Here is a 12,338-nt window from a genome sequence, read left to right on the forward strand (position 1 = left end):
ATCTAAACATTTGTATATGATACAAATCACATTTTTAGACCCTATACAGCGCGCTTTTTTCTTTTATCCAGCGTTTGTTCCCATATTTGGCGTTTCGATAAACAAATTCAGGAATACCCCTCGCACAATACCAAGTAAGGCGAATCGCGCGCGTTATATTTGCATCATGAGCGAGACAAATCTAACGAAATTAAGCCAAAAAACGTTACAAATGTCTCATCAATGATGCAAATATAACGAAAATCAATCAAAAATCGTTACATATGTCTCACGCGAAAGACATTTGTAACGAATCTTGCGCAAAGCGCCCATGCACGTCGATTCGCAATAAAAAAGCTCTGTGTGAGTCACAGCAAGTAAAACTCGCCACAACTCACACAGAGCCAATGCTTAAGATCAATCCAAATGGATTGCCTCCCAACGCAAATACAACGCAAATCCTACAAAACTCGCAACACTCGCGTGGGAAGCTGGAACACGTTTAACTACTCAGCTACAACCTTAACAGTAAAGGAAGCGCTGATTTCTGGGTGAAGAGCCACAGTTGCTGGGAATTCGCCAGTGGTCTTGATTGCAGCCACGCTAATAGCGCGTGCTTCAACGGCGGCCTTTGGTGCCAAAGCAGCAGCAATCTTATCGGCGGAAATACCACCGAAGAGCTTGCCAGACTCGCTCACCTTAGCGGCGATTTCTACAACAGTACCTTCGATTGCTGCCTTAGCTGCAACAGCCTCTTCGCGAGTGGCAACAGCCTTAGCCAAGCGAGCGCGGCGCATTGCTTCAATCTGGGAAGCAGCACCCTTATTCCATGCAAAAGCTAAGCCTTGTGGAATCAAGTAGTTACGTGCGTAACCAGCCTTAACAGTAATAACGTCACCAGAGTGACCCAAGTTTGCAACGGTCTTGGTGAGAATAACCTTGGTTTCTGCCATGTTCTTATCCTCTCAATCAGCGACCAGTGGTGGCGTATGGGAGCAAAGCCATTTCGCGAGCGTTCTTAACTGCCTTCGCGATCTTGCGCTGTTCCTGTACGGTTACACCAGTAATACGACGGGAACGAATCTTGCCGCGGTCCGAAACGAACTTACGCAACAAAGCAACGTCCTTGTAATCAATTTCAGTAATCTTGGCAGCCTTCAAAGGATTTGGCTTCTTTTTGAAAGGCTTGACCGGTGGTTGCGGCCTCTTACGTGACATAGGATGTCCTCTCTCAAATGCGTTATAAACATTTATTTTTGTTTACACGCTAAACTGATGTTTTTAAGTTTATAAAAGTCAATTTTTAGTTAGATTTTAAATCAAATTCTAAATTATGTTTTAGATTAGACTAACAAGCGCCCAACTAGATAGTCGCAAGCAACCGCGGATTAACCGCCATTATCTCGCCTAGTAAGCTAGTAAACTAGAACTCTGGCTCTTCGTCTGATCCACCAAAATCGGAGCTGGCTCCAAACGTTGCAAATCCGCCATTTGATGGAGCAGAAGCACTCCACGGGTCTTCAACGTTTACGCCCTGATTAGCGCCATTTTGCGCATTCATTCCAGCACCAGCAGCCGCACTATTCGCATAATTCGCGCCGCCAGCATAACCGCCAGTGTATCCACCAGCATTCATACCAGCTCCAGCACCAGCGCCCTGATTGAATCCATTATTGTTCCCAGCAAAACCGCCTTTAGAGCTCAAACGATTAACTTGAGCAGTAGCAAATCGCAGGGATGGTCCAATTTCATCAATCATCAAATCGATGCTGTATCGCTTTTCGTTGCTGTTTTTATCAACGTAGTTGTTTGCACGCAATCTGCCCTGAACAATAACACGCATTCCCTTTGTAAGCGTTTGCGCGCAATGCTCAGCTAAGTCTCCCCATGCAACACATCTAAGCGATAATGGTGTGCCATTAATGTAGCTATTTGTTCTTCTGTCAAAAGTCGAAGAATTAGACACAATTGTGAAAGAAGTTCTAACACTGCCGTTAGAACTGGTGGCAGTTTCTGGCTCTTTAGCCAAATTTCCAATCACCGTTATAACAGTTTCTCCAGCCATTGCAGCCTCATTCCCTACTTTAAGACTTTTCTTACTTTGAGATTTTAGAACAAAAATCCAACTTTATTTTGACTTTACTTTGCGACTTTTGACTTTACTTTGCGTCCTTGCGAAGAATCTTCGTGCGGACTACAGATTCGTTAAGATTCAAAACACGGTCAAGCTCGTCGCTAAGAGCTGGCTCAGCAGTGTAATTCACTACAACGTAGTTGCCTTCAGTCTTGCCGTCAATCTCATAGGCAAGCTTACGACGACCCCAGTAGTCGGTACCGTCAACGGAACCGCCCTCTTTGGTGACAAGCTCAAGATACTGCTCGGTCAACTTCTTAAGACCGCGCTCATCGAGCTCTGGATCGGCAATGAACATCAGTTCATACTTATGTGCAGACATCACCCACCTCCTTCGGACTATTCGGCTGTGGAATTTCCACAGCAGGAGTGTGTTTGCAAATCGTTCGCAAATTAAGTTATTACGCAATATTTTTTGCAAATTTAATTTTACGAACAACCTGTTAAGTCTACATCATGCTGGCGACTCGCCACCGCGCAGCTAATCAACAACACTAATGAGCGTAAATATTTCTGTGTTTCATGTCTTCTGGAAGTGCGTTTCTAAGCGAAACAAGCGATCCAGACCTGAACACAGACCTAATTCCAGCAGCAAGAAGAGGTGCAATCGAAAGAACCGTCATATTCTCTAAGCGCTTTTCTTCTGGAACAGGAACAGTGTCTGTCAAAATGATTTCGCGAGCTCCGCAACCTTTAAGTCGCTCTACGGCAGGTCCTGAAAGAAGCGCATGAGTTGCCACCAAAGTAACAGACTTCGCACCTGCTCCTCTAAGCGTGCGCACAGCTTCGCAAATCGTGCCGGCCGTGTCAATCATATCGTCTACAACAATGCAATCTCTGTCTTGAATATCGCCAATAATTCCGTGCGCTTCCGCGTGATTTGGCCTTGTTGTATCTCGAGTTTTGTGAATAAACGCTAACGGCAATCCACCAAGCTTTGCGGCCCACTGCTCCGAAACCTTGATTCGTCCAGCGTCTGGGGAAACAATCGTAGTGTTTTCTAGGCTCATAGTGTTACGAACGTAATCAATCAACACTGGCATTGCTGTTAAGTGGTCTACAGGTCCGTCGAAGAATCCCTGCTCTTGAGCCGCGTGCATGTCAACGGTAAGAATCCTTTTAGCTCCAGCGGAACGGAATAAGTCAAACATAAGTCGCGCTGTAATTGGCTCACGACCTTGATGCTTTTTATCTTGACGCGAATACCCAAAGAAAGGTGCTACAACGTTTATGCTTCTAGCGGATGCTCGCCTTAAAGAGTCAACCATAAGCAGCTGTTCCATAATCCAATTGTTGATTGGATCGGTGTGCGCTTGCAAAACAAAAACGTCTGCGCCTCGAACTGGCTGCGTAAAGCGCACATACATTTCTCCGTTTGCAAAATCGTAGGCAGTTGTTTCTAGAACGTCTATTCCAAGGTATTTGGCAGTTTCTTCCGCAAGTTGCGGATACGCTCTACCCGTTACCAGCATCATTTGCTTTTTTGGAGTGCCTTCAAGAATTGTTGACATATCTGCCTTCCCATTTGCAAAATCTGTAAAAACGCATACTAACCTAGTCTATCAGCATACAGCGCCACTACTCAAACGCACGAACCACCTGTTGCGCGCTGCCGTAAGACGATTGCGCTCCAAATCCTGTTGCTGCGTACGCAGCAACATATGTTGCCACTTGCGCACTTTGAGCTAGACTAAATCCAGCTGCAAGTCCTGCCAAAACGGTTCCCATAAATGCGTCACCGCATCCCGTGGTGTCTACTGCAGAAACTTTTTGCGGGCATATGCGAACAGCCTTTTTACCATCTTCCGCATTGTAATCTAAAACAACAGAGCCTTCTGCACCAAGAGTCACAACTGCCTCGTCGAAACCATACTCGTGCATAATGCGCGCCGCATCAAACCAGTCAAAATCATCCCAATTGCCATCTTCTGGCTCGTGAATTTTAAGTAATTGCGCCATTTCATGCTCGTTTACAAGCAGTATGCTTGCGTTTTCAATCAACTCGCGTGGCAGCTCGCTTACAAAAGGCGAATTATTAAGTAAAACTTTTACGCCAGCTGTACGCGCAATTTTTGCAGCCTCCGTTACAGTTTCCATTGGGCTTTCAAGGCACAATCCTAAAACGCTTGCACTGCTAATAGCCTTCTTAACATCTTCTTGACTAATATATTCCACACTTACTTTTGCATTAGAACCTGGAGCATAGACGATTGTGTTTTCGCCAGCTTTTGCATCTACTGTTATTACTGTTGCGCCACTTTTTATGCCTTCTACACGTAAAATTTTAGACGTGTCTACACCTGCAGATTCTAGCGTGTTAAGAAGGAATTCTGCGTTTTCGTCGCTGCCTACAGCACCAAACATTTGCACATTCGCGCCGATTTTTGCTGCAGAAACGGCTTGATTCCCAGATTTTCCTCCTGGTAGGACTCGCAAATCACTTCCGTTTACAGTTTCTCCAGGATTTGGAAGACGGTCGGCAACTATTGTGTAATCTGCGTTCATGGAACCTACTACAGCAACACGATTTTGACTTTCTCCTATTTTTTTAAGCGCGTTAGCAAGATTTTCGTTGCTTAACGGAGTAGTTTTTTCTATCATAGAAACCCTTTCATAAATATTCATAAATATTCACAGATATTCACACAATTTTAGACGCCGTCACTTTTAGACGACATCGCCCTAATTTTTAAAGCTATGCACAGGCGCTGGAATTCGCCCACCGCGCGAAACGAATTCCTCGCAGCTTTCGGTATTTACTGGCATAATCGGAGCATACCCCATTAAACCGCCAAAATTGGCCATTTGCCCAACGCTTTTCCCTTCCACAGGGATTATGCGCACAGCAGTTGTTTTTTGATTTATCATACCTATTGCTGCCTCATCCGCTATCATTCCAGATATTGTTGCAGCTGTTGTGCTTCCAGGAATTGCAATCATGTCTAAGCCTACAGAGCATACACACGTCATTGCTTCTAGCTTTTCTATTCTAAGGCAGCCTGACTTTGCCGCAGCAATCATGTTTGCGTCTTCCGAAACAGGTATAAACGCGCCAGAAAGCCCACCAACGTAGCTGCTAGCCATTATTCCGCCTTTTTTAACTTGATCATTAAGCATTGCAAGAGCGGCTGTTGTGCCAGGAGCGCCAACAGTAGAAAGTCCGATTTTTTCTAAGACTTCGCCTACGGAGTCTCCCACGGCTGGTGTTGGCGCAAGCGACAAGTCGATTATGCCAAACGGCACCCCTAGCCTTCTAGATGCCTCTTGCGCAACCAACTGGCCTACTCGCGTAATCTTAAAAGCCGTGCGCTTAATCGTTTCGCACAAGAACGCAAAATCCTTCCCGCGCGCCTCGTCTAGCGCGCGCGAAACCACGCCTGGTCCAGATACGCCAACGTTTATCACAGCGTCTCCTTCTGTTACTCCGTGGAATCCACCTGCCATAAACGGATTATCGTCTGGAGCGTTGCAGAATGCTACGAACTTCACGCATCCGTAGGAGTCTCGGTCTGCAGTTGCCTGTGCGATTTGTTTGATTACTCGCCCAAGTAACTCCACGCAATACATGTCAATTCCAGTGCGTGTGGAACCTACGTTTGCGCTTGAGCACACAATATCTGTCTCACTCAAGGCTTTTGGCAATGATTCTATAAGCATGCGGTCGGCTGTTGTCATAGATTTTGCAGGCAGCGCTGAGTATCCGCCGATTAGATCCACTCCAACTTTTTTTGCTGCTTTGTCTAGCGCGTGCGCAATTTGCACAAAATCGTCTGGGCTTTTGCACGCAGAAGCTCCAACTAGGCTTATTGGTGTTACGGTTATGCGCTTGTTCACAATAGGAATTCCGTAGTCGCGTTCAATCGCGCAGCCCGTGCTGACTAAGTCTTTTGCAAGGCGCGTAATCTTGTTGTACACGTTTTCGCACACTTTTTGCACGCTTGCGTCTGCACAGTCTAGCAGGTTTATTCCCATTGTTATGGTTCTAACGTCGAGTTTTTCTTGCTCGATCATTGAGTTTGTTTCGCTCACTTCCATAATGTTTAGCATGGGTTTCTCCTACTAATACCTAGATTCTGTGCATGTTTGTAAAAATTTCCGCGCGCTGGCAGTGTATGCGAACGCCGATTTCTTCGCCTAGTTTTGCTAGTTCTTCCGCTAATTCGCCAAATTCTACGCTTATTTCATTTACGTCTACAATCATCATCATGTTAAAAAAGCCATTGACGATTGTTTGAGATATGTCTAGGATATTCGCTTTGCGGCTTGCTAAATGTGATGTTACTTTGGCTATGATTCCTACGGCATCTTTGCCTACTACGGTGATTACGGCTTTGTTTTCATCATGATTAGTGGTGTTCATAATCACTCCTATTGGCGATTTTTCTCTTTTATTGGTCTTATTATTTTTTTATTTTTTATTTTTATTAGGCGCAAAACCCTTACCGACCGACGGTTGCTGGCGACTCATCAGCACGTCACCTGATCTGTTTCGATCTAGTAAAGCGCTGGTTTTTGCTCAATGCTTATACTATTGCCCGTTATGTATAAAACGCAACATACATAATATGCAAAATACTTATACAAAAACCCGCCACAATGGGCGGGTTTAATATAAAAACCTAGCTAAACTATCTATTTAGCTTAATCTATTCAGTCTAATCTATTTAGCCTGACTAATCAGCTTAGCTAGAATAGTCAGACCGAACAGGCTAAATCAAACTAAATCAGGCTTCTACTGGAGCATTCACATCAGCTGGCAAAGCAGCCTTAGCAGCTTCAACGATTGCCTTGAAGGTTTCAACGTCGCTAACAGCGAGCTCAGCCAAAGCGCGGCGATCCAATTCGATGCCAGCCAAACGCAAGCCCTGAATGAAGCGGTTGTAGGTGATTCCTTCTGCGCGAACTGCAGCGTTAATACGCTGAATCCACAACTTGCGGAAGTCGCCCTTGCGAGCCTTGCGGTCGCGGAAGTTGTAAGTAAATGAGTGAAGCAGCTGTTCCTTTGCCTTACGATAAAGACGGGAACGCTGACCGCGATAACCCGAAGCCCTATCAAGAACAACGCGACGCTTCTTGTGAGCATTAACTGCGCGCTTTACTCGTGCCATAAGTATTCCTCAGCTTTCTTAAAAAATCTTTAATTGCGTCTTCGCTTTACTGCAACTTACTTAGCCAGCAAGCCCTTCAAATTCTTGCTCTGTGCTGTAGCCAAAACTTTATCTGCAGACAAAGCACGACGCTTGCGAGCAGACTTATGCTCCAAGTTGTGGCGCATTGCGCTACCATCGTGCATTACCTTACCAGTGCCGGTAAGGCGAACGCGCTTGGACGCTGCGGAATTAGTTTTCATCTTCGGCATTGCTGCCCTCCTTATGATTCTGATCAGATTCTACAGAAGCTTGTGCTGCGACTGCTGCCGCATCCTGAGTTCCTTGCTTTGCTGCAAGACGCGCTGCCTGGCGAGCCTGACGTTCTGCGCGCGATTCAGCGCCTCTACGACGCTGCTCAGACTGAGTATGAATCTTCTTGCCCTTAGGAGCGAGAGTCATTATTATGTTACGACCCTCCTGCTTAGGGGCAAACTCAATAGTTCCACTTTCGGAAACCTCATCTGCAAGCCTACGCAATAACTCAACTCCGCCGATAGGACGCGATTGCTCGCGACCACGCAGCATAATGGTGACTTTAACCTTATCGCCGCCATTTAGGAATCGAAGAACATGACCCTTCTTAACGTCAAAATCATGATCATCAATCTTGAGTCGGAAACGAATTTCCTTAATCTCAGCTGTGCTTTGATTACGACGCGCTTCACGAGCCTTAATCTTCTCGTTGTACTTGTACTTACCGTAGTCAATAAGCTTGGCTACAGGAGGCTTAGCAGTAGGTGCCACCTCGACGAGATCGAGGTTCGCTTCCTTTGCCAGGTTCAACGCTACCGAGGTCGCGATGACCCCCACTTGCTCGCCTTTCGGACCGATAAGGCGTACCTGGGAGACGCGAATCTCTTCGTTAATGCGTGGTTCGTCGCTAATGATGACTCCAATCCTTGTTAAAACAGTGGAACAGCACACCAAAAGGCAAAGATAAATTCAAGTTCACACATCAATCAAAATAAGCACGCAACCTAAATTCATAGCCGTGCGGCTTTGTAGCAATAAATAAATGCCACGTGACCGAAGTCATGAACCCGAAACCACTTTGGGCTTCCAGGTGGGATATACCACTTTCTTGATTACTCAAGCCAAATGTCTATTCTACTTGGAGCCTTGACATTAATCAATGCCAATAATCAACCGTGCTCAAAAATACTAAACAAATCGCAGTAAAACACGCAAAATAAACGCAATTCCGCGCGCGCGATATTATTAAGTCTATGGAGCCTTTAAAGCGCTGCGTTGTTTTAGCAGCTGGAGATTATTACGACCATACGCGCGAACATGTTCCTGATCGCGCTTTAACTATTGCGGCAGATGGTGGCTGGGACCATGCGTGCAGACTCGGCTTGCATGTTGATGCTCTAATTGGTGACTTTGATTCTGTGCGCTTAAAGCTTCCAACAGATGCTGCCATTACACGACTTCCCGCCGAAAAAGATGATCCAGATTTGCTTTCTGCTCTTAAAGTTGGCTGGGCTAAAGGTTCTAGAGAATTCCATATTTTTGGCGGCTTAGGCGGTCGCGTCGATCACACGATTTCCAATATTCAGCTTATGGTTCGACTTGCCGTTAGAGGCGGAATTGGATTCTTGTATGGAGACGGCACGATTGTTACAGCAATTCACAACGGTTCTCTTGACTTTCCTGCATCTAATGGTCACGAAGGCCGCATGGTTTCTGTGTTCTCACACACGCCCGTTTCTAGCGATGTAAACGAGATTGGTCTTAAATATCAACTTCAGCACGCAACTATGTATGGTGATGCCGTTCAAGGCTTAAGCAACGAGTTACTAAACGACACTCCTGCACATATTGACGTTCATGAAGGCACTCTTGTAATCACATTCCCTATAGATGCTCCACTGCCGCAAGTCAGCTGGTTTAAGCGGCCAGTTGGCGATTTGGGAGATATAAACACTAGCATTTCAAGCGCTCTCGCTGTGCCATCAAAATAGCGTAAATAATCGCAAATTTGCGGTGTAGAGAGCAAAAATGCCTTGTAATGCGTCGTACATACCGCACATTAAAATGAACATGTTAGTTTAAATAACGAAGACCAAAACGTATTGTTAAAAATCGCGAAAAATCGCTAGAACTATGCGTTAAGGTTTCACTCAAGGGAGATCCCATATGACAGTCAAGATTGGTATTAACGGCTTTGGACGTATCGGCCGTTTGGCATTCCGTCGTATTTTTGAGCTTCAGGCTCGTGGCGGTCAAGCTGGCGATATCGAAGTCGCAGCCATCAACGATCTGACCACTCCTTCGATGCTTGCTTACTTGCTTAAGTACGACAGCACTCATGGCACTTTCCGCCACGACGACGGCACCCCAGTTGAGGTTACCTCCACCGAAGACGCAATCGTTGTAGATGGTAAGACTTACAAGGTTTACGCTGAAAAAGACGCAAACAATATTCCATGGGTTAAGAACGATGGCGTTGAGTTCGTGCTCGAGTGCACTGGTTTCTACACTTCTGCAGAAAAGTCCCAGGCTCACTTGAACGCTGGAGCTAAGAAGGTTCTTATCTCCGCTCCTGCTAAAGACGAAACCACCCCAACCGTTGTGTTTGGTGTGAACCAAGACATTTTGAAGCCAACCGACAACATTGTGTCCGCTGGCTCTTGCACAACTAACTCCATGGCTGCAATGGTTAAGCTTTTGCAGGATAACTGGGGTATTAAGTCTGGCTTCATGACCACCATCCACGCTTACACTGGCACCCAGATGATTCTCGACGGTCCACGCGGCTCCAAGCCACGCAACAACCGTTCTGCAGCTTGCAACACCATCGAGCACTCCACTGGTGCTGCTAAGGCAATCGGCAAGGTTGTTCCAGAAGTTAATGGCAAGCTTCAGGGTCATGCTCAGCGTATTCAGGTTCCAGATGGATCTGTTACCGAGTTGACCACTGTTCTCGAGAAGCCAGCAACCACCGAAGAAATCAACGAAGCCTTTAAGAAGGCATTCGAAAACTGCGAATACTTCGGTTACAATGCCGATAGCATTGTGTCTTCCGATATTATTGGCGACACCCACGGTGGCGTTTTCGATCCAACTCAGACCGATGTTAACACTGTTGACGGCGTAACTTTGGCTCGTACCGTTACCTTCTACGATAACGAGTACGGCTTTACTGCTAACATGATTCGCACCTTGCTTTACTTCGCTGAGATTGCTGAGTAAAGTTAGCGAAACACGGTAAAGCTAATAAAGCTTAAATAAAAGCTATAAACCCCTTGCGGTGACTCATCGCAGGGGGTTTTCGCAAAATATTTTGCACACGGGGGTAAAAATGAGCAAAAAACATGCTACGACAGGTAAAGCAACGCCAGCAATCGCACAGTTAGAAAACGCTGGAATTACGTTCCGCGTTGTTGACTATGAGCACGATGCAGACCACATGGATGATGGATATGGCATGGAAGCAGCGCAAAAATTAGGCGTAAATGCTGAACAAGTGTGCAAAACACTTATGGTAGACACTGGCGAAAAGCGCGTAGTTGGGATTGTGCCAGTAAACGGTAGATTGAGTATGAAGGCGATTGCTAGCGCAGTAAATGCCAAAAAAGCCAGTATGACAAGCCCAGATGTAGCCCAACGCGAAAGCGGCTACGTGGTTGGCGGAATCAGCCCATTTGGTCAGCGTACTCATCACGAAACCGTTCTGGATGCTAGTGTTATGCACTTTGATGAGATTCTTGTTTCTGGAGGCAAACGCGGTCTTGATGTTGTTCTAAATCCAAACGATTTAGTTAGCTTGCTTAACGCAACCGTAGCAGATATATTGGCTTAAGTAATACAATTCGTATTATTAAAAACGTTTTCACATAGGGGTGATTTATGAAATCGTATTCGCTACCACCGCGAACAGGCAACCAATACACGATTTGCCACAAAGATTACAAGGCTACAATAACACAACTTGGAGCTGCACTACGCAATTTTACTTGGAGAAATAGTGATATTGTTGTGCCATTTGAGGCTGACGAGTTACCGCCTTGCTACAATGGACAAATACTTATTCCTTTCCCAAATCGTGTAGATAAAGCGTCTTACAAGTTCCAAAACGCGTCTTATACTCTGCCTATCGACGAGCGAGATAGAGACACAGCTTTGCACGGCTACGGATACCGTTCATACTGGCAAACTTTAAGCGTTACACAATCCAGTGTGAGTCTTTTATGGCGATCACCAAATATGGAAGGATATCCTTTTGACATTGTCACCATAGCCACTTGGGAGCTTGACGATTATGGGATTCATTTAACGTTGAATACAACCAATCATGGCAATGATGATGCTCCATGGGCTGCTGCAATGCACCCTTGGCTGTGCAACGGATTACAAGGGCATGGAGACGAGATTGATCAACTAAACTCTAAGTGCAAGCTTAAGCTTCCTGCAAAAACGCATGTGCGCGCAAATGAACGTTTAATACCAGTTGGTACAGAAAGCGTAGACGGAACGCGATTTGATTTACGCGATAATCCATTTTTAGTTAATCAGCCATTTGATGATGCTTGGACTGATTTAATTAGGGATGACGATGAGTGGACTACTGCGATTTTTACGCGAGCTGACGACTTACAAATAGCGGTAAAAGGCGACAAAAGCGTAACATCATTCCAAGTGTGCACTGCAACTGGTTTCCCTGCAGACAAGCATCCTTGCGGAGTTGCTGTAGAACCACAGACGGCGTATGCGAATGCATTTAACACAGGAACAGACTTGACTGTTATAGCACCACAGGAAACTGTTGTTAACCAATTTAGAATTTCACCTCTGATTGAGAATATGTAATAGCTGCAGATATGTGACATCTTACGAAAGACAAAAGCTTGAACGTCTTGGCAATGTGCGATAATCCCTAAGGTTGTTCATTTTAATCGTTAGGAGTTTATTATGGGTATGCGTGGACGTAAGCGCAAGGCACGCCGCAAAAAGGCAGCAAATCACGGCAAAAGACCAAATGCTTAAGCTAGTGATTTATTAACCTTTATTTTTGGTGATTTTAAACTATTTTAAAAAAAAACGAGCATATTCACTTTTATTGTGGACATGCT

Annotated in this window: 16 protein-coding genes; 5 read left to right on the forward strand and 11 right to left on the reverse strand. The window is 45.5% G+C overall.

Annotated features, from left to right (window positions below; all coding sequences use genetic code 11):
* Positions 1 to 485 precede the first annotated feature (485 nt).
* From rplI to infC, 11 genes are all read right to left on the reverse strand, one after another.
* Positions 486 to 932 carry a 50S ribosomal protein L9 gene (rplI, locus tag HXT25_RS01375; RefSeq protein WP_004112972.1) on the reverse strand — a complete coding sequence of 149 codons (447 nt, stop codon included), beginning with the start codon at positions 930 to 932 and terminating at the stop codon, positions 486 to 488.
* Positions 933 to 948: 16 nt separating this feature from the next.
* Positions 949 to 1,197, reverse strand: coding sequence for a 30S ribosomal protein S18 (gene rpsR, locus HXT25_RS01380; RefSeq protein WP_004105399.1), 249 nt, complete (start codon positions 1,195 to 1,197; stop codon positions 949 to 951).
* A gap of 205 nt (positions 1,198 to 1,402) precedes the next feature.
* Positions 1,403 to 2,044: a single-stranded DNA-binding protein gene (gene ssb / locus HXT25_RS01385; protein ID WP_004112976.1), complete on the reverse strand. Its 642-nt coding sequence runs from the start codon at positions 2,042 to 2,044 to the stop codon at positions 1,403 to 1,405.
* Between the two features lie 94 nt (positions 2,045 to 2,138).
* On the reverse strand, positions 2,139 to 2,435 hold the full coding sequence (rpsF, locus tag HXT25_RS01390) for a 30S ribosomal protein S6 (RefSeq protein WP_004112977.1): 297 nt from the start codon (positions 2,433 to 2,435) through the stop codon (positions 2,139 to 2,141).
* Between the two features lie 172 nt (positions 2,436 to 2,607).
* Positions 2,608 to 3,624, reverse strand: coding sequence for a ribose-phosphate diphosphokinase (locus HXT25_RS01395; protein ID WP_004112979.1), 1,017 nt, complete (start codon positions 3,622 to 3,624; stop codon positions 2,608 to 2,610).
* 67 nt (positions 3,625 to 3,691) lie between these two features.
* Positions 3,692 to 4,714: a ribokinase gene (locus HXT25_RS01400; protein WP_004112981.1), complete on the reverse strand. Its 1,023-nt coding sequence runs from the start codon at positions 4,712 to 4,714 to the stop codon at positions 3,692 to 3,694.
* Between the two features lie 81 nt (positions 4,715 to 4,795).
* On the reverse strand, positions 4,796 to 6,160 hold the full coding sequence (locus HXT25_RS01405) for a PFL family protein (RefSeq protein ID WP_004574905.1): 1,365 nt from the start codon (positions 6,158 to 6,160) through the stop codon (positions 4,796 to 4,798).
* 19 nt (positions 6,161 to 6,179) lie between these two features.
* The gene (locus HXT25_RS01410) at positions 6,180 to 6,473 is read right to left on the reverse strand and encodes an ACT domain-containing protein (protein WP_004112985.1); all 294 of its coding nucleotides are present in this window, start codon (positions 6,471 to 6,473) and stop codon (positions 6,180 to 6,182) included.
* Between the two features lie 364 nt (positions 6,474 to 6,837).
* Entirely contained in the window at positions 6,838 to 7,221 is a 384-nt protein-coding gene (gene rplT / locus HXT25_RS01415; RefSeq protein WP_004114536.1) for a 50S ribosomal protein L20, read from the reverse strand.
* A gap of 56 nt (positions 7,222 to 7,277) precedes the next feature.
* Positions 7,278 to 7,472 (reverse strand): 50S ribosomal protein L35, encoded by a 195-nt coding sequence (rpmI, locus tag HXT25_RS01420; RefSeq protein WP_004112988.1) that lies wholly within the window; start codon positions 7,470 to 7,472, stop codon positions 7,278 to 7,280.
* Positions 7,453 to 8,187, reverse strand: a complete 735-nt coding sequence (gene infC / locus HXT25_RS01425) for a translation initiation factor IF-3 (RefSeq protein ID WP_013399724.1) — start codon at positions 8,185 to 8,187, stop codon at positions 7,453 to 7,455. Before infC ends, rpmI begins: the two co-directional genes overlap by 20 nt.
* A gap of 302 nt (positions 8,188 to 8,489) precedes the next feature.
* Between infC and HXT25_RS01430 the strand changes: the two genes are divergently transcribed.
* From HXT25_RS01430 to HXT25_RS01450, 5 genes are all read left to right on the forward strand, one after another.
* Positions 8,490 to 9,227 carry a thiamine diphosphokinase gene (locus HXT25_RS01430; protein WP_004112993.1) on the forward strand — a complete coding sequence of 246 codons (738 nt, stop codon included), beginning with the start codon at positions 8,490 to 8,492 and terminating at the stop codon, positions 9,225 to 9,227.
* A gap of 175 nt (positions 9,228 to 9,402) precedes the next feature.
* The gene (gene gap, locus HXT25_RS01435) at positions 9,403 to 10,458 is read left to right on the forward strand and encodes a type I glyceraldehyde-3-phosphate dehydrogenase (protein WP_004112995.1); all 1,056 of its coding nucleotides are present in this window, start codon (positions 9,403 to 9,405) and stop codon (positions 10,456 to 10,458) included.
* Between the two features lie 109 nt (positions 10,459 to 10,567).
* Entirely contained in the window at positions 10,568 to 11,068 is a 501-nt protein-coding gene (gene ybaK / locus HXT25_RS01440) for a Cys-tRNA(Pro) deacylase (protein WP_004112997.1), read from the forward strand.
* A 47-nt stretch (positions 11,069 to 11,115) separates the two neighbouring features.
* Positions 11,116 to 12,075: an aldose 1-epimerase family protein gene (locus HXT25_RS01445; RefSeq protein ID WP_004112999.1), complete on the forward strand. Its 960-nt coding sequence runs from the start codon at positions 11,116 to 11,118 to the stop codon at positions 12,073 to 12,075.
* Positions 12,076 to 12,177: 102 nt separating this feature from the next.
* The gene (locus HXT25_RS01450) at positions 12,178 to 12,252 is read left to right on the forward strand and encodes a 50S ribosomal protein bL37 (protein WP_369803150.1); all 75 of its coding nucleotides are present in this window, start codon (positions 12,178 to 12,180) and stop codon (positions 12,250 to 12,252) included.
* Positions 12,253 to 12,338: the final 86 nt, after the last annotated feature.

Origin of the sequence: Gardnerella sp. DNF00476, from assembly GCF_049262735.1 — a bacterium.
Classification (GTDB): Bacteria; Actinomycetota; Actinomycetes; order Actinomycetales; family Bifidobacteriaceae; genus Bifidobacterium; species Bifidobacterium vaginale.